The sequence below is a fragment of the Adhaeribacter swui genome (assembly GCF_014217805.1).
Classification (GTDB): domain Bacteria; phylum Bacteroidota; class Bacteroidia; order Cytophagales; family Hymenobacteraceae; genus Adhaeribacter; species Adhaeribacter swui.
This window is the reverse complement of sequence record NZ_CP055156.1, coordinates 3,599,963-3,622,557: the sequence shown is the minus strand read 5'-3', so window position 1 is coordinate 3,622,557 and position 22,595 is coordinate 3,599,963. Positions and strand designations below refer to the sequence as shown.

Sequence of the window (22,595 nt, the reverse complement as noted above, 5' to 3'; positions counted from 1 at the left end):
GTTAGGAAGGACCTAAACTTTAAATTTTTAAATTTTTCATTTTATGGAAGATATTTTACCATTTTAAAACTTCTGCTTCAGGCTTTTAAAGTTGTTTGTGAAGACACAAACAACGGCACCGCCCTTTCCTATATTTTCATTACTAATGGCTTAGGAAAATATATCGGTTCAAAGCAAAATTTATTCTGGTCACGTTTTCTCTGATTTCATTAGACTTCATTTCTTTTGCACTCATCAATTTAAAAGCTGCTCTTTAGAATTGGATAAGTACGGTAAATCTTTTATATTTCTACGCTACCAAAACCAAACAAAATGGCTCTGACCCAAGCTTCTACCTTAACTACTGCCCCGGAGTTAAAACCTATTTCTACCACCCAGGCCACAGCTGCACGGCTGGCGTCCATTGATATTTTGCGGGCCATTACCATGGTGTTAATGATTTTTGTGAACGACCTGTGGTCGCTGCGGGATATCCCGGCCTGGCTGGAGCACGTTCCGCGCGGCGTGGATGGCTTGGGCCTGGCCGATACGGTTTTTCCTGCTTTTCTGTTTATCGTGGGTATGTCTATTCCGCTGGCGATTGCAGCCCGTAAAAAGAAAGGCGATAATACAACTACTTTGTTAGGCCACATTGGCGCCCGCACGCTGGCTTTGCTGGTAATGGGTTTGTTTTTGGTAAACGGCGAATACCTTCACACTGACGCCACCGGTATGTCGCGCACTGCCTGGTATTCCTTATCTTGTTTATCTTTTATCCTGATCTGGAATTTATACCCCGTTAAAGTAAAGCCGGTGGTAGCGCGTGTATTACAAGGGCTGGGGGTAGTTATCCTGCTCGCTTTAGCTTTTGTTTACCGGGGCGGCGAAGGCGAAGAACTAAGCCGGTTCTCTACGTATTGGTGGGGAATATTGGGGTTAATTGGTTGGTCTTACCTGGCCAGCGCTTTAATTACACTTTTTGCCGGCCGAAACTATCTGGTGATTGTAGCGGCCTGGGTTTTGTTCTGCGGTTTAAGCATGGTAGCCAGCGCGAAACTAATCCCGCTGGATAGTTTTTTAAATTTTATCCCTAACCCGATTCTAGGGGGTACGCTGGTAGCGATTACCTTGGGCGGCGTAATTACCACTTTACTGGTGCAGCATTACCGGCAGCAACATAAATCTGCTACGTTATTACTGGTGTTGGCGGGTATTTCGGTAGGCTTATTAGGGTTGGCTTTCGTCACTAGGCCGTACTGGGGCATTGCGAAGCTCGGCGCTACGCCGGCCTGGTTGTTTTTATGCAGCGCTTTAACCATTCTCACGTTTATGGCAATTTACTGGCTCACTGACATGCGGAGGAAAGCCCAGTGGTTTAGTTTTATAAAACCGGCCGGCACCGATACCTTATTGTGTTACCTGCTCCCCTACTTTGCCTACGCTATAGTGGACGGGTTACAAATAGACTTGCCGGCCTGGATGCTGACGGGCGGCGTGGGTTTACTTAAATCGTTTGTGTTTGCGCTAGGTTGCGTGGGTGTAGCCGGTTTGCTCAGCCGGAACGGCGTTCGTCTGAAATTATAATGGAGCAAGAGTAAAGGTTTATAGACTATCGGGCTACCCGAATAAGCCGTTATTTCTTAAATTTTTCTCATTCTCAAGCCTAAATACCCGTTTTACTAAGCGCAGTTGAATCTTGCTGGATTGTCTTTTAAAATAAATCCATTACTCCTTTTAACCCGCTCGGTTTCGCTCTGCTTTTACTATTCTATCCGTTCCATGTGGCGCTTTTTAATTCTTGCTTCTTTTGTTTTTTTAAATTTTTTAATGCTACTGGGCGGCTGTTCGCCTAAAAAAACGCAAAGCAGTTTGGTCTGGGACCAGAGCTTGTATACCATTGGCTCGCAATCGTCGCCGCGTACGGCGGATTTAAACCAGGATGGCACGTTGGATATTGTAATGGGTGCCGGTAAAAACGAATTTCAGGTGAGCGAACAAGGCATTATCGCCCTGGATGGAAAAACCGGCAAAGTAATCTGGCAGCAAGAAGCTCCCGACCAGGTTTACGGCTCGGCTACTTTGTACGATATTACGGGCGATAGCATCAAAGATGTGTTTATTGGTGGTCGTACGCCCCACCTGAAAGCGCTTGATGGCAAAACCGGTAAGGTAATCTGGGAATATAAGTACCAGTACGAAACAGACCCGGTGCTGCGCTATGCCCGTTTTAACTTTTACAATCTGGCCCTGATCCCGGATCAAAATAACGATGGCTTAAAAGAACTGCTCACCATCAACGGCGGCAATGCCAAAGCCGAACCTAACTCTACCCAGGATCGCTTCCCGGGAGTTTTAATGGTAATTGATCCGAAAACCGGCCACGTACTGGCCGCCGATACCATGCCGGACGGCCGGGAATCGTACATGTCGCCGGTGTGTTTTAAACAACCCAACGAAACAGAATGGCAGATTTTATTTGGCACCGGCGGCGAAACCATTTCGGGCAATTTATACCAGGTCAAACTTTCGGATCTGATGCAGCGCAAACTTAACCGGGCCAAAGTAATTGCTTCGGAAAAAGGACACGGCTTTATTGCCCCGCCGGTAGTAGTGGATATTACGGATGATGGCCAGCAGGATATTATTGCTATTTCGCACGGCAGTACCGTTTTTTCTTTAAACGGAAAAAATCAAAAACAGCTTTGGCAACAACAAATTCCCGGCACTGAATCGAGTAACAGCTTTGCTGTGGGTTATTTTACCGACGACGACACGCCCGATTTTTTTACCTTCGTGAGCAAAGGCGCCTGGCCCAACAATACAGGTACCCGCCAGATTATGCTCGACGGTAAAAACGGCGCCATTGCCTACAAAAATGCTTTGGGCTGTTCCGGGTTCTCATCGCCGGTAGTTTACGATTTAAACCACGACGGGCAAGACGAAGTGATTATCAGCATTAACGAATACGATTGCAACCGCAGCCTTTTAAATCAAACTTCTTTTCCGATTGAAAACAAGTTACTCGCCCTCAATTTTAAAGATAAATCCATCAACACCATCGATCAAACCAAAGGATTTAAAAATATCTTTTCTACCCCTTGGATCGGCGACCTCGATCAGGATGGTTACCTGGATATTGTGCATTGCCAGTATTATAGCCACTCCGATTTACTTTCGTTTTTGGGCATGCGGGTAAAGCGTATCGACACGCCCATTAAAATAAAAGACAAACCCGTATGGGGTTCTTACATGGGCTCTAATGGCTCGGGGGTATTTACTGCTTATCGTTAAAATTTTAAAAATTATCTATTTCGACCGGCTCACTTTCAATTAGAAGCTGTTTCGAATTTATAAAACTAGAGGCAAGATTCGCCATTGCGGCATCTCCACCACCATAACAGGATCGCTTCACAAAATACTACTCGCTTCAAGTTGGCACCTCTAATTATTAAATTTTAGAATGCTAAACAGCTTCAGTATTTAATTCGTAGTATAGCTCAACGATTTTCTTTTTTTACTGCGCGTTTACAGTACATCAGATTACATCACCCGAAATTTTAGAATTAGCTAAAAATCAAGTTTTAGCAGCAGCCTATTTGCTATTTTTTAAAATTTCTGAATGCTAGCACTTCCCGGCGCCCTAATTTTAAATTTTTATAGTAGGGCTCATTGCTGATGACTTATCCGGTACATACCACCGGATGTTAAATGTATTTCTTACTAATCGCTTAAGCTGTTTATGGTAATTACTTTACTCCAAGCCTTGGTTTATGGCAAAAAACGTGGATTCTTTTCAGGATTATTATTTTACCTATTACTTTCCTGCTTCAGCAGCCAGGCGCAAACTTTACCGGCCGGCTTTAGCCGGGTGCAAGTGGCCAGCGGCATTGCTAAACCCACGGCTTTGGCTTTTGCCCCGGATGGCCGCTTGTTTGTTGCCCAGCAGGATGGCACTTTACGCGTTATTAAAAATAACAAGCTGCTAACCACTCCGTTCCTAAAATTAAAAGTAGATTCGAACGGGGAAAGAGGTTTAATCGGTTTAGTTTTCGACCCGAATTTCGCCAGCAATAAATACCTGTACGTTTACTATACCTTAGCCAATTCTACCCGCAACCGCATTAGCCGGTTTACCGCCAACGGCGATGTAGTAGTAGCTGGCAGTGAGGTGGTTGTTTTGGATTTAGACCCGCTTAGTTCGGCGAGCAACCACAACGGCGGCGCCATGCATTTTGGGAAAGACGGGAAATTATACGTAGCCATTGGCGAAAATGCGAACCCGGCCCAATCGCAGGATTTAAATACCTACCACGGTAAACTATTGCGCATTAACCCGAATGGTTCGGTACCGGCGGGCAATCCGTATACAACCGGCTCGGAGCAGCGCAAACGAATCTGGGCTTCCGGGTTGCGCAACCCTTACACTTTTGCGGTACAGCCCGGCACCGGCCGCATATTCGTGAACGATGTGGGCCAGTATGCCTGGGAAGAAATTAACGATGCTACCACTGGGGGTAAAAACTTTGGCTGGCCGGCCGCCGAAGGAGTTAGTACCGATCCGCAGTACGATAACCCGTTTTACACGTACAAACACGCCTACGGCACCGTAGATGGTACGGGCTGCGCCATAACCGGCGGCGTATTTTTTAACCCCACTACCACCAACTACCCGGCTGCCTACCAGGGCCGCTATTTTTACCAGGATTTATGCAGCAAATGGATTAACGTGTTAGACCTAAGCGGCGCTACCCCCAAGCGGGAATCTTTTGCCACTAACCTGGGCTATTACGCCTTGGGTTTAACAGTAGGTACAGATGGTAATTTGTATTACCTGGAACGCAGCGCCAACGCCATTTTTAAAATTATTTATACCACCAACTCGGCTCCCAAAATTGTGCAGCAACCCGTTTCGCTTACTGTTACCGCGGGGCAATCCGCTACTTTTAGCGTGGCCGTTTCGGGTAAAACCCCATTTACCTACCAATGGCAAAAAAATAACGCAAACATTAGCGGCGCTACCCAAGCCACTTACACCATTGCCAGCACCAAAGCCGCCGATGCCGGCAATTACCGGGTGGTGGTAAAAAATTCAGCGGGTAGCGCTACCAGCAACAGCGTGGCCTTAATAGTTACCGGTTTTAACAATCCACCGGTAGCCCAAATTATTACGCCAGCCGAAAAATCTTTTTACCGGGCCGGCGATGCTATTTCTTTTTCGGGGGAAGGTACGGACGTTGAAGATGGTACTTTGCCCGCGAGCGCTTTTTCCTGGTCCGTGGATTTTCACCACGACACCCACCACCACGATGGTCCGCCCGTAGCTGCCGGGGTAAAAAGTGGTTCTTTTACCATTCCTACCAGCGGCGAAGTATCTCCTAACGTTTGGTACCGGCTATTGTTAACCGTGAAAGATTCTAAAGGATTAACCCATACTACTTACCGCGATATTTACCCGTACTTAGCTACTATTTCGTTGGTTACTCAACCCGCTGGCCTTAAAGTTACCCTGGATGGCCAACCAATAAACGCGCCTTTTTCGGTAAACAGCGTAGTAGGCCTGGAAAGAAGTATTGGCCCGGTGGCTAACCAAACGCTAAACGGGAAAACCTACGTGTTTGAAAAATGGCTGCACGGGGGCACCGCAACCCAGACCATTTCTACTCCCAAGGAAAACACTACCTATACCGCCGTTTACCGCGAATCGAACACTACTACTATGCGTTTAGAGGCCGAAAATGCCTATTTACAAGGAGTAATAGTCGCGACAGGTCATGGTGGATACAGTGGCACAGGCTATGCCGATTACAATAAACTATCGGGCGAATACATCGAATGGACCATTCAGGCTCCAACAGCCGGAATTTATAATTTAAGTTTCCGGTACGCCTTGCTTAGCGGTACCCGAACCTTACGTTTAGCAGCCAACGGAACGCTAATTTCTTCCGCTTTTCCGTTTACCGCCACCGGACAATGGACCAACTGGGCGAGTAAAAGTGTAAGCATAGATTTAAAAGCTGGAATTAACAAAGTGCGGCTAACCTCTACCGGCACTATGGGCCCCGACCTGGATTACCTGGAAGTTACCCCGAGCAGCAATGTTTCTGTAGTGGACTTACGGATATACCCTAACCCGGCCAAATCTTATTTACAGGTGGAGCTGCCAGCTACCCCGAGCGCGAATTGTACCCTGACCCTATACAATAATCAAGGGACACCGGTGTTTTCTACTACCCGTGATAACCAAAATCCAAAGAATCAATCTTTCCGAATTCCGGTAGCAAACTTTCCGAAAGGGCTATATATTTTAAAAATGCAGCAAGGAAAACAAGAAATTTCGGAGCGCATAATCTTGGAGTAATCAGTAGCAAGTATCAGGTAGTAAGTATCAGGTAGCAAGAATAAAGAATCCTGATACCTGATACCTGATACCTGATACCTGCTTAAAACCTATACATTACCCGGATGGTTAAGATATTGTCTTTGTAATCGCTGGCATATTTGGGGAGTTGCGTGGAACGGTTTTTAACCCAATCGTACCACACCGTAAAGCGCACGTTGTTGGTAAAATTATGAATGTACCCCCCACCCAAAGTGCTGAATTTAATATCAGCTTCGGTGGTGTTGGAACCCGGGCGGCCAATTTCATGGTTTTTTACTTCCTGGTTGGGGTCGTACCAATCATACTTTACTACAATTTGGTCGCGGTTGGTTTTAATATCCTGAACCAGATAAAAGTAAGCGCCATTAAATTTACGATGGTAAACCGGCAAAGCCACTTTACGCGAAAAGGGCAAATTATTTACCAGCATCACCTGGTCGGTGGTAGGCTCGGTGAGCGGCACTTCGGAGGTAGTGGCCAGGCCGGGCTGCCGGCCCGTAATAAATTCGCCGCGCAACTCGGTGGTACCCCATTTATTTAAAATCTTTAATTGCGCATCGGCCCCGTAGTACCGGCGGGTAGCTATTTTACCAATGTTACTTTCCGAAGAATCTACCTGAAAAGCAGGCCCCCCGGAAGTTTGGGTTAAGCGGTAAATTTGTTTCCCGAACTGGCGCATGCCGCCGTTGTAGTGCGAAACACTGCCGGATAAAGTTAACTTTTTGGCTATACTGGTGGGTTTAAGGGATACGCGGCCGATAAAATCTTTATGGCTGTCGTAGTCGGTTGGAGCGGCTACCCCGGTACCATTAAACAACCCGGCCTCAATTTTCAAATTTTTTAAAGCATCCTCTTTACGCTGGGGTTCAAAACTGAGCATCACCCCCAAATCCCGTTCGGTGCGAAACAAAATTTGCGACATGCGGCCCCGTTCCGGCGCTTCCCGGATGGCCGAGGGGTAGTTTACTTCAAAACCAAAAGGCCGGGGATACATACCGGTGGTTAAATGAAATTTGCTAAACTTGTTTTCGTAGATTTTGCCGAAGAAGTCGCGGATTTGCACGCCGCGTTCGGTTACATCAAACTGAAAAACAAAAGATACCGAAGGCAGTTCGTCTTTAAAATAGCGGGTATAGCCCAATAAAATCCGGCCCCGCCGCAACATAAACCGGTTATTTGAATTTTCGGCGAAGTTACCTCCGGCAAAATTAGGGGCACCCGCACTTTGCGCCAGTTGAAACTGGGGTTGTATGTAGCCGCTAAATTTTAAATTTTCGAATTTTTTAAGTACAGAATAGATTCCTTCGCCGCGCGAAATAGTAGAATCGGGGGTACTTTGCTGGGCCAGGGCCTGAAAGCCAAAGGCGTTTGCCAATAAAAAAGTAAATACATAGCCCCACTGGCCCCTATGGCGTAGGGGTCGGCAAAAATTTAGTCTCATATTTTAGTCTCTTTAGTTTTAAAGTTTGCGCGGGTGGAGGTTGGAGAGAACGCTAAAACTTTAAAATTTCACAAAAGTAGAGAATCCCCATCAGTTTACCGGAATTACAGAACCTCCCGGCCTGTTAAGAAATTGTTAAATTTTTGTTATTAAACTACGAAGCGATTTCTTATTGATCCTAGAAGCTCCTCAACCAGATTACTGCAGCAAAATACCGGTAGTTGTTATTCTCAGGCTGGGTTTATCGAGAGTGCCATTTTCGAAGCATGGGTAATAGACAACAAATTGCCCCACTTCTTCGCCCAGCAAAAAAGCCAAGCGTTCGGCAATGGTGCGGGCGGCTAAGCGCCGGGGCTCCAGCATAATTATTTTCTGATTGGCTAGCCAAGGCTCGTCTAACAAAGCCAGAGGCAACAAGGTACTTTTACCGGCGCCCGGTGGGGCTTGTACGATTAGTGTGTTCTGGGCAGCGAGTTGGGTTTGTAAGTCCGGGATTATTTCGCGAACGGGTAAGTCTATGGTGAAGGGATTGAAAGAGTACAAATAAATATTTAAACTTTGAAATGTTATTTTGAAAGTTCGGTAAATAAATTTAAATTATAACTTAGAAATATACTAAAGGATCAATATACATAATAATAGGTAATTAAATTTAGGTTGTGGTTTAAAATGTATGATGGATAAATACTTTAAAAGCAGCATTAAATTCTTGCAGGACTGCTTTCTAATAAAGTATGCTTAAATGAGCATTAAAGTGTCTTAAATTATTGTGATTATGAAAATCTTTTAAATAGAATGTTGATCAAAACTTTTTATAAATCAATGTTTTAGCACCATCATACATTTTAAACCACAGCCAAAATTTAAATTACTAATTAAACTCACTATTTACTTCTTTTAATTCAAAATGGAAATACAAGAACCTAAAAATATAACCATTGAAGCTAATATTACAAGTGCAATAAAAAATGATAAATTAATAATTTTTGTAGGGTCTGGATTATCAAAAATATTTAATTTACCTGACTGGAATAACTTAGTTATTGATGTTATAAAAGAAATAAATGATGAAAAGTTAAAGCTTTTTATTCCCATTCTTGAACAAAAATTATTAGACCCAATTGAGGTACTTGAAAAATTAAAAAATGAAAAAGATATTATACACAAATACTTAAAAGAGAATTTTGTTTTAAAATCCGAAAACGATTTTTCATTGCACAAAAAGATATTGGCTCTGACAAGTAAGATAATAACTACAAATTATGATAATGCTTTTGAGAAAACAGATAATACAATTTCAACTGTTTTATACAATTCACCATTTAATATAAATGAAATTAAAAATGAAAAAAAATTCATTTTTAAACTTCATGGATGTGCCAAATCTGATGCATCAAAATGTATATTATTTCATTCTGATTATTTGAATCTTTATTCTAGTGAAAATGCTGCTATTTTAAAATTAAAAGATTTATTTATAAATAACACAATTTTATTTATTGGATTTGGATTTAATGACCCTTATGTAAATTTAGTTTTTAATAATCTAAATAAAATTTTTGAAGGTTATAATAAACATTATCTTCTCACAACAACTCCTAAAAATTTCGATTCTCTTCCCTATATTAAACCCATCCATATTTCTGATTATAAAGAAATAAATTCCTTTATAGAAAAGATGTTGGTAATAAAAAATGAAAGGTTTAAAAACATCCATCAACTTGAAGGCTTAACGACTAAGTATCCAGTAAATAGAACCCCAAAAATTGCCTTCTTATATCCTGAACCAGTTGATCTTCCATTAAACCAAAATTTTTCAAAGTCAGCTACTTATTTTGATAATTTAGAAGTTGAAATTTATAAAGGTTATTTAAATCTAAAAAGTCTACAATTACTAGATGACTTTGAATTGGTTTTTATTATAACAAGTTCCTATAAAAATAAAATATATATAGAAGGAGAAGATTTAAAAAGTGAATTAATAACTATTGAAGAGTTAGACAGAAATATTCCAAATGAAAAAACAATTAGAGTAATTGTCACTGATGAAGATATTAACATTAATCAAGATTTTTCAATCATTCATTTACTTGGATATAAAGCTTCAAATATTAATAAGCTAATATTTAAAGCTTTAAGAAATAACGATTTATGTTTTAAAGAAAAAGAAATTAACATTTATAATATTGATTCCTTACCTTTTAAAATTGAAAAAGGGAGACCTAAATTTTTATCTTTGTATGATATCAAACGCCCCCTAGAATTTTTACCAAAAGCATCTATTTCAATTATTGGTAGAGTTGAAGAGCAAAGTATAATTGCAAATAGGATTTTAAAAATCATTGAATCAAATAAACTTTTAAATATAAAAGGCTCTGGAGGTTTAGGCAAAACTACTTTAATAAAAAAAATAGGTTATGAATTATATAATAGGGGATATTTTGACTTTGGAGTTAGTTTTATTTCTTGTGAAAACATTAACAGTTATGCCGATTTTGAAGAAGAACTTACTAAAGGTTTCAAATTAAAAAATATTATAAATTTTAGAGAATACTTATTTGAAAACTCTAAAAAAATTAACCTCTTAATAATTCTTGACAATTTTGAAACTGTGTCAAATCTGAGTAATAAGGAAGATTATAGAAAAGTAATTTCTTTATTGGAATTTGCAACTGATTATGCAAACATAGTTATTACTTCTAGAGAAAGTCTTTTAGTTGATTTTGAGGATATTTTTACCTTAGGAACGTTAATTACCGATGATGCCCTAAATCTTTTTAAAAATAATTACCAAGGGAATGTAAAAGAATCTGAAGAAAAGATTTTAAGAAGTGATATTTTAGAAAATCTTCTTAATAATAACCCATTGGCAATTAAATTAGTTACTAAGACCAATTCCCAACACAAAAACATTTCTGAATTAAGGGATCAATTAAAAGAACATTTCTTTGAAGCTACAAGTGAAGAATTTGAGTCTATATTTAAAAAGAATGTTGACTTAAATATAGAAAGAACTCGTTCCATCTTTCAATCAATCAATTATTCTTATCATAAACTTACTACCAAACAAAAATTAGCTTTTGAATTACTCCACCTATTTCCAGATGGTATAAGTTTAACTAATTTTAAAAAATGGTTTAACAAACAAAAGTCTTCATCTAATAATATAAGTGATTTAGAATTGAAGCAACTACAAGACAAATCATTAGTTGAGAATTATGATGGAACTTTACAACTACAACCAATCATCAGAAGATTTGCAGAATTTCATTTTATAAAAAGGACTAAGGATATCAAGGCAAAGTACTATATTGATGCTTATGATTTTAACACTTTCCAATTGGAATACATCGATTTTGTTGACTTTCGAAAGTCTACATCATTTGCATTATTCTTAAACGATTCTATTAAAAATAATTTACTTCTTGTTTTAGACTACCTACCACACATTGAGATTTCTGAAAAGTCAATAGTTTCAAATAAAATTCATTTATTAAATTTTATTGATGGTATAATGAGCTATATCGTGAATGAAAGCCAGATTAATGCATTTCGGAGAAAGCTTAATGATATTAAGAATCTATTTACTGATATACCTAATGCGGATATTTATTTAAATGTAATAAGCACTTGGTTCACATATTATTTTAAAGATTTTAATAGTTCATATGAAGAATTAAGGAATATTTTTCCTCCAGAGGAAATCGAAAAACGAATTTTTGAAAATGAGGATCATTGCCAAAGAGAATATAGAAATATCATATCATACATCCATAGTATGGAAGGTTATACTATTAATTATATTCAGTCCTTTGTAACTAATAGAGCAGTAGAGTTTTTATTAGATACTCATTTTTATTATTTAGGTGTCTTTACCCCTTCAATAAGGGCAAAAAAAGGTTTTTATAATTTTGAAATTGAATTTATTTTAAAAACCTTGAATTTGAGCGAATTAGAAAATTATATTAATCTTTTATTTCCTGAACAACACCTAGAAAGAATGCAGTGCACTTACATTCTTTCTAAAGTAAAATTCCTTGAAAAGGAAGATATTAAAAAGCTTGTTATAACAAATCCTTATACAAAAGGATTAAAAGAATTGATGTATGCTTTTATTTCTGAAGATCACATTATAAAGATTCAACATTTTGAAAAAGCACTAAAAAATCTTTATCACATAAAATATTATTATTTAGAAGCTTTATACTTTTTCTGTGAATACCTAACAAAAATTAATGACCCATTATTTGAGTATCACTACAGAATTGGTTTAGAGCTAAGTGCAAAATATTATTATCAACATTTAGAATTTAAATTTAAAAATATTCTTGATCCTGATAAGTTTACTTATATATGCAATTTTGAGTATTATCCTATTGAAGGTTTAGAACAATTTTTTAATGATCATAAAAAATTATGGGAATCAGAATTTAAGAAAAAAGTAGAATTTAAAAATAATTAAGACGAAAGTTTCAAATCATTTTAAAAATTCTTCTTCCGTGTTAGGTGTAACCACCTGACAATTCTATGATTTTACAACTTTAAATACTTATATTTTACTTCTTACCTAATATAAAATTTAAACTTCTATAAAATATTTCCAACATTTTCCCGGTAGTCTGGCAGGCGATAACACCTGCCAGGGCCGTAAAGGCCTGTATTAGCATTTAAATTTTATCCTTTCCTTTTATTGCTACTTATAACTACCCAGGTCCATACAGGAAGAGGTGGTCCAGAAACCGCTTTTTATTCTTACGCTGCAGCTAAACCTGGAGGCTTTTGCGTTTTTGAACGGGTTGAGGCAACAGCATTTCCCGTTACATTTTTAAATGTTACCGAACAGTAAATCTGTAAACGGTGACTTCCTGAAATGTCTCTCCTGGTCGTAAAATAGTGTTAGGAAAAGTTGGCTGGTTTGGGGCGTCGGGAAAACGGTTCGTTTCCAGGGTAAAGCCCTGATACTGTTGGTAGGGTTGGCCGTGTTTTCCCATAAAGCTGCCATCGAGGTGGTTGGCGGTATAAAAATGAATACCGGGTTGGGTAGTATACACCTCCACCTGCCGCCCACTGGCGAGGTCTAGCGCCCAGGCAGCCAGCGATAAGTTGTTTTCGGTTTTATTCAAAACAAAAGTATTATCATACCCTTTGGTTTTCGCTATACTACTGCCCAACACTAGGGGTTGGGTAAAGTCCATGGGCGTATGATGCACGGTCGGCGTTTCGCCGGTGGGTATTACGGTTTCGTCAACCGCAATGTAGGCATCGGCATTCAGGTATAATTGGTGGTTCAGGATGGTACTGGTGCCGCCGGTTAAATTAAAATAGCTGTGGCTCGTCAGGTTCACCGGCGTGGGCTTATCGGTTTCGGCACTAATCTCAATTCGGAGTTCATTGTTATCCAAGATAGAGTAAATAACCCGGGCCGTTAAGTTACCCGGATAACCTTCTTCCCCATCCGGGCTCCGGTAGGTTAACTCTAATGTATTTTGGCTGGTTACCTTGGCCTGCCAGATTACTTTAGCAAAACCTTTTAGCCCGCCGTGTAAATGATTAGGGCCATTGTTTATTGCCAGATTATAGGTTTGCCCATCGAGGGTAAATTGGCCTTTGGCAATGCGGTTAGATACCCGGCCTATAATAGCGCCAAAGTTAGATTCATCGGCTAAGTAGCCGGCCAGGTCACTGTAACCCAGTACCACATCAACGAGTTGGCCTTTATTATCCGGCACCAGGATAGAAGTAATGCGGCCACCGTAAGGGGTTATCTTTACCTGCAAGCCATTCTGGTTAGTTAAGGTAAATAAACGAACTTCCTGCCCGTCCGGCATATGTCCGAAAGCTTCTTCTGTTATGTTACCCATGCCCGTAGTTGTGGTCTGATTTAAGTTTAAATGTAAGCAAGAAAACCAGCATTTTACCTTATTCCTGAATTTACTTCTATCAGCTTTTAAATAGGGTAAAATTTTTACGTCTTTTAGAAGTAAAATTTTGCTTTTAGTACCTGCCAGTGGCTAATTCGTTGGAACTCCTTATTAGTTGAAAAACTAAATAGAAGGCAGTCCAGCAACAGGTTATATACTATTCTCCCCCACATTCTCCATAAGGGGACTTTATCGGCTATACTTTTAAAATTTAGATTTTAAAAAAAACAATTATACAATGAATAACGACTAAGAATAAAAGATACTAACTCCTATGCTTCCCTTTACAAGAGCTTAGGTAAAGTATTTAACAAAAACTGTATTCTTAATGAAAAAACGTTATTAGGTTTACAGAGTTCAGTAGTCGCTATTGAAAAAGTAAAATAGAAAACATGCAGACGAAGTTTACTCTTAAATACTAATTTTTAAAATCTCTATATGATAAGGACCAATTTAAAAATCATCATTACAAGTATATTACTATTTATAATTGGGTCCAGCTTCTACCTAAAAACAGCTACTCCACCAGAGAAAAAACTCCGCCACGTAGTAGCCTTCAAGTTCAAACCCGGTACTACATCGGAGCAAATGCAAAAAGCTACCTCGGATTTCCTGAACCTTAAATCGCAGGTGCCGCAGATTTTGGAAATAGAAGGAGGCCCGGATGTGGCGCTGGCGCAGAAGCAAGGCAAGTACACGCATTGTTTTGTGGTAACGGTAAAAAACCAGCCCGATTTAGATGCCTATGGCTCCCACCCCAAGCATAAAGCTTTCAGCCAATCCGTAGATCCGCTGCTGGCTGAGGTAATGGTAGTGGATTATTGGGCTGAGTAAGTTTATTTCTTTCGGGGTTATAATTTATTGGCGGTGTGGCAAAACAAGTCTGGCTTTTTTAAGGTAAATGCCCCTAATTTTAAAATTGCGGTTAATCTTGTTTTTAGGGTACGCTCGGGTAAAAAGTAACAGACAGCCGGTTATCCCATCATCTATCCACAACATGAATTTGCAAAAAGATTTAGCGAACAGTTATCAAGCGGCCAACAAGTTAACCCGGGTATTATTTGGTATTTACCTGGTGGCTTTATTTTGGATTTTGGTGTTAAAGCTGGGCGTGCGGTTTTCGTATATGGGTAACCGCGAGGTAAACTTTATTCCGTTTGGGCACCAGATCTTTTACCATGGCCGGATGGACTCCGGGGAAATTATTTTGAATGTGCTGGTTTTTGTACCATTGGGCATCTACACGGGCGTTTTATTTGCCCCCTGGTCATTTTGGAAAAAACTTTTCTTCTTTTTCGGGATAAGTTTAACAGTGGAAGTGATTCAATTCGTGATGGCCGTCGGGGCTTTTGATACCACCGATATGATGACGAATACATTTGGCGGGCTGCTAGGTTTGTTATTGTTTCGTTCGATGGAAAAAGTATTTAAAAGCCGCACCAAGGCGCAAAAATACATCAACCTTATAGCCGCCACTGGTACGGGCTTCATGATTTTATTACTGATATTATTAAAGCTGGATATGCTCCCCATCCGGTACCGGTAGCGCGTGGTTAGTTGTTGGTTGCTCAGTAAATGTAGCCCTGGCAACTGAGGTAATATAAATTTTTAGTCGAAGCTGATTTCATTAAATTACTACCTTTTGGGTCAACCTATTACCATTGGTAAACCTTCACTCCATCACCCTGATCATGCATACTTTTCCGGTATAACTGGTTAAAACACCGACAATCTTACAGAGAACCGGTTTATAAAAGTTATATTTAAAAACTAACTCTCGTTTCTTCTCTTGTTTCAGTACCTATTCAAACTTTGTAACTAGCCGCAAATTGAAATTTTTTAATGCTCCAAATTGGAATTTTCTAATTACCTAGTTCCCCTTTTTGTTTAACCTGAACTAACGGTAGAATCAGACGTACCCGATCAAATTACGTCTATGAAAAAATCTAACAGTTCCACTTATCCCGCATTTTATGAAGAAATTCATTTCTATTAGCTTATCTTTTACCATGCTGTTTCTTAGTTCTTGTAAAGACGAACTTTGTTACGAATGTATAAAAGATGCCAGCAATCATTCCAGATTTTGTCTGCCCCGAAAAGAAGCAAAAGACAGAAAAGGTCAATTTGAAAGTCAAGGATATAACTGCAAAAAATTTTCTCAATAACTTAGCAGAAGGCAGATGTCTTAATGGTAAATTTCACCTAACCATTAAAATATCTACTCATTTGTGCGACAGGTTTGTGATTTAAAATCATTGCCGGCACAAGCGGGTAATTAATTCGCTTTGCTCGGGGCAAAACGGTAATAGCGTTGGGGCACTGGCCATTTCAAAATCCCGGAAATCAAAGCCGGGCGCCACGGTGCAACCCACCAGGGCAAATTCGGTTCCGGGAGCGGGTTCGGAGGCAAACCAGGCGCCCGCCGGTACTACCGCCTGAAACGTTTCGCCCTGGCTTATAGCTGCGCCCAGGAGCAAACAGACATACTGGCCGTCCGGATGAATAACGTGAATGTAGAGCGGCCCGCCAGCGTAAAAGTGCCAGCCTTCGTCGCTTTTAATCCGGTGAAACGCCGAAAACTCGCCGGCCGGCAGCAAGAAATAAATAGTAGTGGCCAGGCTGCGTTCGCCGGTTTCGGCAAAACGCGCAGGCAAACCCCGGTTCGGGATGCTTTCGGCGGCGCGATAGGTTTCTTTGTAATAGCCGCCTTCGGGGTGTGGTTCTAAGCTTAAATATTTAATGTAGTCGGGAGCAGTCATAGGCATAGCACAAGAGCTAAATTATTCCTAAAGAAAGTGTTTTTTAAATTTTTTCTGCGCCAGAACTTACCACCTGAAGTTTTACGAAGAGTTTAAATTATAACCCGCTTACCCGTATGCGGATAAATACGAATAGCCAATTTAAAATAAGCGGCTGTTAAATACAGACACAAAAGCCTGCTACAAACCGGCTTTAAAGTACACGTTAAATGCGGTACCCACCCCTTCCTCCGATTCTACTTCTATCTTACCGCCGGCATTATCAACAATCCGTTTTACCATGTACAGCCCGATTCCCGCACCCTCTACGTGCCCGTGAAACCGTTTAAACATGGAATACAACTGGCCTTGGTGGTGCCGGCTAATGCCCAACCCATTGTCCTGGATATGGAGTACCACATACGGCTCCTCCAGGCGGGTACTAATTTTAATGACGCAACTCCGCTCCTCGGCCTGGAATTTAATGGCGTTGCTCAGCAGGTTATAAAAGATGCTTCTAAAATTTTTACGCGAGAACTTGAGTTGATGCACCTGAAAATCGGTTTGTATAAAACAGACTTTATTTTTCACCGGATCTTCCAAGTCCACCATAATCTCGTCGTACACGTCTTGGATATTCAGCACTTCTTCGGGTGGGTTTTCGCTGAAATCTTTTTGTAAGCGCGTTATTTCGGTAAGGTTCAGGATAATGTGCTTAAACTGGTCTACCGAAGCTGTTACCCGGTTTACGATTTCGTTGATTTGGGAATTTAAACAATGATTTTCCTCTAAAACGTCGCGGAGCAAAACCATTAAACCTTCAATATTTGAAATAGGCGAGCGTAAATCGTGCGAAGCGGTATACACAAAATTATCCAGGTCAAAATTTACTTTCTTCAGTTCGGTGGTTTTGTGATCCAGGGCAGATTGTTGCCGCTCGGCTAACTGGTCTTGCAGCTCTTTTTGTTTGGTAATGTCGCCAGTTATTTTGGTAAAGCCCACGTGTTGTCCGGCTTCATCAAAAATAGGGGTAAGCATAATAGTGGCCCAGAAAAATGAGCCATCTTTGCGTTTGCGCCAGTCTTCGGCTTCGTACACCCCTCCTTCCAGAGCCAATCGTAATTCCCGCTCCGGTAAGCCCGCTTCCTGGTACTCATCCGGCGACAGAACACCGTAAAATTGCCCCACTATTTCGGCTTCGGTGTAGCCTTTTAACCGCTCGGCTCCTTTGTTCCAGGTGGTAACAATGCCATCCGGGTCGGTGGCAAATATGGCGTAGTTTTTAATTTGGTTAATAAATAAAGTATTTAGGCTTTCTTGCGATTGCAGCGTCATAAACCAGTTTTTTTCTGTTGTACTTTATAGTTCCAGGAGCAATTACTACGGCTATTTCTATACGATAAAATTTTTAAAAATTTTCAATTACCTGATCTTAAAAGTCTTTCATATTCTTGTTTTAGCTACCTCAACCCGCCTTACTTTTGGCTAAAAGCTTACATCTTAATAAGTAATCCCCCAACCTTCATACCGGCGGAGCTATTTAAAATAATAATATTTTTCGGAGGTGCCTCTTTCCTCAGTGTATTTGCGGCAGGTAATTCTATCTTATTCCCGGATCGTTTTTTAAATTTCTTTGGTGGTAACAATACTACACGGTAAATTTTTAAATTTCGGAATTCTGGTACTGTACGCAACCTTACCTCTTTTAATTGTGGCCCCATGAAAATGTACCCTAACGTTTTACTTACCACACTGCTGTTTTTTATTAGCCATGCTGGTTTATTTGCCGCCGAAATTACCTTAAAAGTTACCAAACGGTATTTAAACCTGCCGGTATCGCAGCAAGCTGAGCGGGGCACCATGCAGTTTACCGTAAACAAAACTACCGAGCGCACATTTAAAATACGGCTGGCAACCGATAAACCCGAGTACTGGGTATTCTGCGATTTAAGCGCCCTAAAAGGCAAAACCATAACCTTGCAGTACAGTGGCGATGCCGCCGGGCTCCGCCAGATTTACCAGGACGATAAAATTACCGGTCAAGATTCGTTGTACCGGGAGAAAAACCGGCCGCAGTTTCATTTTACTTCCCGCCGGGGCTGGATTAATGACCCCAACGGCCTTGTTTTTTACGAAGGCGAATACCATCTGTTTTACCAGCACAACCCCTACGAACGCGAATGGGAAAACATGCACTGGGGCCACGCCGTGAGTAAAGATCTGGTACACTGGCAAGAACTGCCCATTGCCTTATACCCCGACCAGCTCGGCACCATGTTTTCGGGCTCCGCCATTATAGATTACCAAAATACCGCCGGTTTTAATAAAGGCAACACCCCGGCCATGGTAGCCCTCTACACCGCCGATAACCCCGACAAGGAAGTGCAGTGCGTCGCCTACAGCCTCGATAAAGGACGTACCTGGATGAAATACGCCAAAAACCCGGTAATTGACACTAAAGCTAAATGGAACAGCAAAGACACCCGAGACCCGCGCGTTTTCTGGTACCAACCCGGCAAGCACTGGGTAATGGCCCTGAACGAGCGCGACGGTCACTCGATTTACACCAGCCCCAACTTAAAAGATTGGCAATACCAAAGCCACATCACCGGTTTCTGGGAATGCCCCGATTTATTTGAACTGCCCGTTGACGGCGACAAAAACAAAACCAAGTGGGTAATGCTGGGTGCATCTAATACCTACATGCTGGGTTCTTTTGATGGCAAAACGTTCACGCCCGAAAGCGGCAAGCATTATTTTAGCACTGGTTCTATTTACGCTGCTCAAACTTACGCCAACATTCCGGTACCAGATGGTCGGCGCATTCAGGTGGGCTGGGGCCGCATTCCGCAGCCCAACATGCCTTTTAACAACCAAATGCTGCTGCCCACCGAATTAACTTTGCGCACCACCAAAGACGGCGTGCGTTTGTTTAGCGTACCGGTAAAAGAAACCGGGCAAATTTTTAAAAAAATGCAATCTTGGCAAAACCTAAGCGCCCCCGAAGCCAGCCAGAAATTGCAGGAATTTAATAACCGCGATGGTTTGCGCCTGAAAACTACTTTTAAACTAAGCCACGCCACCAGCGCCGGCTTAAATTTGTTCGGCCAAAAGCTGGTAGATTATGACATGAATTCGAACCTCGTTAACGGTGTATTTTACTCTCCCGAAGATATGACCAGCATGGAAATTACCGCTGATATATACATCGATCGCACCTCCGTGGAAGTATTCATCGACAATGGCGCCTACTCCTATTCCTTTGCCCGTAATCCCGACGCCAAGAATCAGGAAGGTTTCCTTATCCAGGGTAACAACATCGAAGTTAAAAACCTGGAAGTTTACTCCGCCGAATCCATCTGGAAATAGCCTTAATTTAACGCCGCCCTAGTTTTGTAAATTGAGCAAGTAAAAATCCGCCTCCCAAGGGGGACTTTTTTGCTAAATGCAAGCTGGGGCGAGGTTCCCGCCTCGTGTCTAACCATCGGGTAGGCCTCTGGCCGGGCAAGCCGATAAACCTTAATTTAAAAGTTAATCAGCAACAAGTTCCAGCCGGCCATAGCCCGGACAATAAGCCTTACGCGCGTGGACGCTCGCGATATGATTAACAGAAGGATTGATAGGTAGTTTTTTTAAAAATCTACTTTTCCGAGAGCATAATCAGGAAGCTGCGGTAGGCGGTAAAAATATTAGATTTAGAGATAAAGCCTAAAAAGCGCCCGTTTTCTACCACCGGCAAAGTCCAGGTTTTGGTGCGGTCGAAGTGGTGCATAATCCGGGGTATTTCTTCGTTGCTCTGGATAATGGCCGGGGGCGGCTGCACCAGTTGGCTGGCCCGCAAACTATCGTATAATTCAGGCCGGAACAAAACATCTTTTAGTTTATCTACCATTAATACGCCCATAAATTGTTGATTGCCGGGATTTATTACGGGAAATAGATTACGATTGCTACTGGCTATAGTGGTTACAATGTCGCGCAACGTAGCCTCCGGGGGAATAACCTCATAATTGGTTTCGAGCAGCTCGCGGAGTTGCAAAGTTTGCAAGATATTCTGGTCGCGATTATGGGTGGGTATTTCGCCTTTGCGGGCCAGCTCCCGGGTATCCATCGGGAACTGCTCAAACCGGCGCACCAAAGCGTAACTCGTAACCGATACCACCATCAGCGGAATAATTAAATCGTAGCCCTGGGTAATTTCGGCAATTAAAAACACGGCCGTTAAGGGCGCGTACATAACCCCGGACAAAATACCCGCCATGCCCACCACCGTAAAATTATCCTCGGGCACCCGGTACGGCGAAACTAAATTAATCAAGCGCGAAAAGAAAAAACCCACGTAAGCCCCCACAAACAAGGATGGCGCAAAGTTGCCCCCGTTGCCGCCGCTGGCCAAAGTTACCGAGGTAGCCACTACTTTTACCAGGGCAATGGCCCCGATAAATACCAGAATAAAAACTTCCTGGTCCTGCAATTGTTCGTACAAGGTATGCTGAAACAAAGCCGCCATGTTGCCGCTGGATAAATCTTTAATGCTCTCGTAACCTTCGCCGAACAAAGGCGGGAAAATAAAAATGAGGGCACCTAAAATTAAGCCACCCGTAAATATTTTAACTAACTGCCGCGAAGGGCCAAACCGGTGAAAAAGTTTTTCGATTTTTAAAGTAACAAAGGCGTAATACAAACTAATTAAACCTGATAAGCCGCCTAAGCCCAGGTAAAACAGCAAATTATAGTAGTTAAAAGGTTGAAGTTGCCGAAAACTAAACAAAATCGCTTCGCTGAGAATAATTTTAGAACAAAGCACCCCCGTTACCGAAGCCAGAATCAAAGGAATAAAGGCCGAAATGGTAATATCGGTAAGCAACACTTCTACGGCAAATAACAAACCCGCAATGGGTGCGTTAAACACGGCAGCAATACCGGCCGCCGCTCCGCAGCCCAGCAGCACCAGGCGTTCTTTGTAATTAAAATAAGGCAATTGCCCGTAGTTAGAACCTATCGCCGAACCCGTTACCACAATCGGTGACTCCAGACCAGCCGAACCGCCAAAGCCTACCGTAATGGCGCTGGTAATTACGTGCGTAAACATTTTATGCCGCTCCAGCCGCGCCGCTTTTTGCGAGATTGCTTTTAATACGCTGGCCACACCGCGCTCAAACTTGCCTTTAAAAAATACCCGGATAAACAGCGCCGTTAACAGAATACCAATCAGGGGAAAGTTAATGTAAATCTGGTATTGCTTCAGGATGGAATAATTATTGGTTACCAACAAACCACGAATGCTATGCACCAAAGTTTTTAAAATTACAGCCGCTATACCCGCCGTCAGCCCCACCAAAATACTAAACAAATACAGTCGGCGGGTGCGCGTTTGGCCCCGCAAAAACCAGGTAGTACCGTAATTTTTAAATTTCTGCCAGGTAGTGGGTAAAGCGTGTTCTGCCATGTAAGTGCCTTCGGTATAAGGCTAGTTTTACGCAAAAATAAATCCAGACGCTATTATTTTTAAAAATCAGTTTTTTGCGAGGCTATTTTATTTAGCGCAACAAGCTTTTAAACCGTCCTAGAACTAGCAGTTTTTGCCTCATTAATGTGAGTTTAAGATAAAAATAGGAAATATTCCCAGATAAGCTATTCTTCTTTAGCATGGTCATCCCGGAGGGATCTAATCCATCACTTACTGGTCAGATTCCTATTGGCTGACTAAAATACAACAAGATACCTTTCTTTTAATATAATCCTTTTCTAAGCTCAAACGCAAGTTCAATTAGAAGCTGTTTCGCATTCTAAAATCGAATAAAGGCACTAACCAGAAGCAAGCAGCATTTTGTGGTGCTATCCCGTTTTGGCGGTGGAGACACCCCCAAAGGCGAAGGTTGCCTCTGGTTTTATATAGGCTAAGCAGCTATTTATTTTAAAACTCCATTTACGTTACTCAACAACCAGGATAATTTTTAAAATTCTGGCAGAAACGACAGCAAAACAGGTTTTTGTTACGAAGGAATGCCTTTGTTTTTCAAATGTTACCCAGTGCATTTTAACTTATTGCCAAACACCAACTGCCCCGACAAAAGCTAATTTTTAACACCGCTCCCCCTCCTTACGTAAATGGTACGGGCACTATGCATTATTTC

13 protein-coding genes are annotated in these 22,595 nt (G+C 41.4%); 7 read left to right on the top strand and 6 right to left on the bottom strand.

Annotated features, from left to right (window positions below; genetic code table 11):
• Window positions 1-312 precede the first annotated feature (312 nt).
• From HUW51_RS15250 to HUW51_RS15240, 3 genes are all read left to right on the top strand, one after another.
• Window positions 313-1,563, top strand: coding sequence for a DUF5009 domain-containing protein (locus HUW51_RS15250; protein WP_185270494.1), 1,251 nt, complete (start codon window positions 313-315; stop codon window positions 1,561-1,563).
• A 195-nt stretch (window positions 1,564-1,758) separates the two neighbouring features.
• Window positions 1,759-3,270 (top strand): outer membrane protein assembly factor BamB family protein, encoded by a 1,512-nt coding sequence (locus HUW51_RS15245; protein WP_185270493.1) that lies wholly within the window; start codon window positions 1,759-1,761, stop codon window positions 3,268-3,270.
• 448 nt (window positions 3,271-3,718) lie between these two features.
• Window positions 3,719-6,337 (top strand): PQQ-dependent sugar dehydrogenase, encoded by a 2,619-nt coding sequence (locus HUW51_RS15240; RefSeq protein WP_185270492.1) that lies wholly within the window; start codon window positions 3,719-3,721, stop codon window positions 6,335-6,337.
• Between the two features lie 82 nt (window positions 6,338-6,419).
• Here the strand turns inward: HUW51_RS15240 and HUW51_RS15235 are convergent, their stop codons facing one another.
• Complete coding sequence (locus tag HUW51_RS15235; RefSeq protein WP_185270491.1) at window positions 6,420-7,799, bottom strand: porin; 1,380 nt, start codon at window positions 7,797-7,799, stop codon at window positions 6,420-6,422.
• 198 nt (window positions 7,800-7,997) lie between these two features.
• A complete protein-coding gene (locus tag HUW51_RS15230) occupies window positions 7,998-8,342 on the bottom strand; it encodes a hypothetical protein (protein WP_394353936.1) in 345 nt (114 codons plus the stop codon).
• Between the two features lie 364 nt (window positions 8,343-8,706).
• Between HUW51_RS15230 and HUW51_RS15225 the strand changes: the two genes are divergently transcribed.
• Window positions 8,707-12,261, top strand: a complete 3,555-nt coding sequence (locus HUW51_RS15225) for an SIR2 family protein (protein ID WP_185270490.1) — start codon at window positions 8,707-8,709, stop codon at window positions 12,259-12,261.
• A gap of 370 nt (window positions 12,262-12,631) precedes the next feature.
• Here HUW51_RS15225 and HUW51_RS15220 read toward each other — a convergent pair whose 3' ends face one another.
• A complete protein-coding gene (locus tag HUW51_RS15220; protein ID WP_185270489.1) occupies window positions 12,632-13,660 on the bottom strand; it encodes an aldose epimerase family protein in 1,029 nt (342 codons plus the stop codon).
• Between the two features lie 498 nt (window positions 13,661-14,158).
• Between HUW51_RS15220 and HUW51_RS15215 the strand changes: the two genes are divergently transcribed.
• Both HUW51_RS15215 and HUW51_RS15210 read left to right on the top strand, forming a co-directional pair.
• Window positions 14,159-14,554 carry a Dabb family protein gene (locus HUW51_RS15215; RefSeq protein WP_185270488.1) on the top strand — a complete coding sequence of 132 codons (396 nt, stop codon included), beginning with the start codon at window positions 14,159-14,161 and terminating at the stop codon, window positions 14,552-14,554.
• 163 nt (window positions 14,555-14,717) lie between these two features.
• Window positions 14,718-15,266: a VanZ family protein gene (locus HUW51_RS15210; RefSeq protein WP_185270487.1), complete on the top strand. Its 549-nt coding sequence runs from the start codon at window positions 14,718-14,720 to the stop codon at window positions 15,264-15,266.
• Window positions 15,267-15,972: 706 nt separating this feature from the next.
• On the opposite strand, the gene HUW51_RS15205 is transcribed toward HUW51_RS15210, so the two are convergent.
• Window positions 15,973-16,485, bottom strand: coding sequence for a cupin domain-containing protein (locus tag HUW51_RS15205; protein ID WP_317175605.1), 513 nt, complete (start codon window positions 16,483-16,485; stop codon window positions 15,973-15,975).
• A 174-nt stretch (window positions 16,486-16,659) separates the two neighbouring features.
• Window positions 16,660-17,793 (bottom strand): sensor histidine kinase, encoded by a 1,134-nt coding sequence (locus tag HUW51_RS15200; protein ID WP_185270486.1) that lies wholly within the window; start codon window positions 17,791-17,793, stop codon window positions 16,660-16,662.
• Between the two features lie 384 nt (window positions 17,794-18,177).
• Here HUW51_RS15200 and HUW51_RS15195 point away from each other — a divergent pair, with 384 nt between their 5' ends.
• Window positions 18,178-19,827, top strand: coding sequence for a DUF4980 domain-containing protein (locus HUW51_RS15195; protein WP_185270485.1), 1,650 nt, complete (start codon window positions 18,178-18,180; stop codon window positions 19,825-19,827).
• A gap of 271 nt (window positions 19,828-20,098) precedes the next feature.
• Here HUW51_RS15195 and HUW51_RS15190 read toward each other — a convergent pair whose 3' ends face one another.
• The gene (locus HUW51_RS15190; RefSeq protein WP_185270484.1) at window positions 20,099-21,907 is read right to left on the bottom strand and encodes a chloride channel protein; all 1,809 of its coding nucleotides are present in this window, start codon (window positions 21,905-21,907) and stop codon (window positions 20,099-20,101) included.
• Window positions 21,908-22,595 lie beyond the last annotated feature (688 nt).

Bases quoted from the DNA above. Each gene is read 5' to 3' on its own strand.
- HUW51_RS15250 (WP_185270494.1), top strand. From the start codon at position 313: ATGGCTCTGACCCAAGCTTCTACCTTAACTACTGCCCCGGAGTTAAAA.
- HUW51_RS15245 (WP_185270493.1), top strand. From the start codon at position 1,759: ATGTGGCGCTTTTTAATTCTTGCTTCTTTTGTTTTTTTAAATTTTTTA.
- HUW51_RS15240 (WP_185270492.1), top strand. From the start codon at position 3,719: ATGGTAATTACTTTACTCCAAGCCTTGGTTTATGGCAAAAAACGTGGA.
- HUW51_RS15235 (WP_185270491.1), bottom strand. From the start codon at position 7,799: ATGAGACTAAATTTTTGCCGACCCCTACGCCATAGGGGCCAGTGGGGC.
- HUW51_RS15225 (WP_185270490.1), top strand. From the start codon at position 8,707: ATGGAAATACAAGAACCTAAAAATATAACCATTGAAGCTAATATTACA.
- HUW51_RS15220 (WP_185270489.1), bottom strand. From the start codon at position 13,660: ATGGGTAACATAACAGAAGAAGCTTTCGGACATATGCCGGACGGGCAG.
- HUW51_RS15215 (WP_185270488.1), top strand. From the start codon at position 14,159: ATGATAAGGACCAATTTAAAAATCATCATTACAAGTATATTACTATTT.
- HUW51_RS15210 (WP_185270487.1), top strand. From the start codon at position 14,718: ATGAATTTGCAAAAAGATTTAGCGAACAGTTATCAAGCGGCCAACAAG.
- HUW51_RS15205 (WP_317175605.1), bottom strand. From the start codon at position 16,485: ATGCCTATGACTGCTCCCGACTACATTAAATATTTAAGCTTAGAACCA.
- HUW51_RS15200 (WP_185270486.1), bottom strand. From the start codon at position 17,793: ATGACGCTGCAATCGCAAGAAAGCCTAAATACTTTATTTATTAACCAA.
- HUW51_RS15195 (WP_185270485.1), top strand. From the start codon at position 18,178: ATGAAAATGTACCCTAACGTTTTACTTACCACACTGCTGTTTTTTATT.
- HUW51_RS15190 (WP_185270484.1), bottom strand. From the start codon at position 21,907: ATGGCAGAACACGCTTTACCCACTACCTGGCAGAAATTTAAAAATTAC.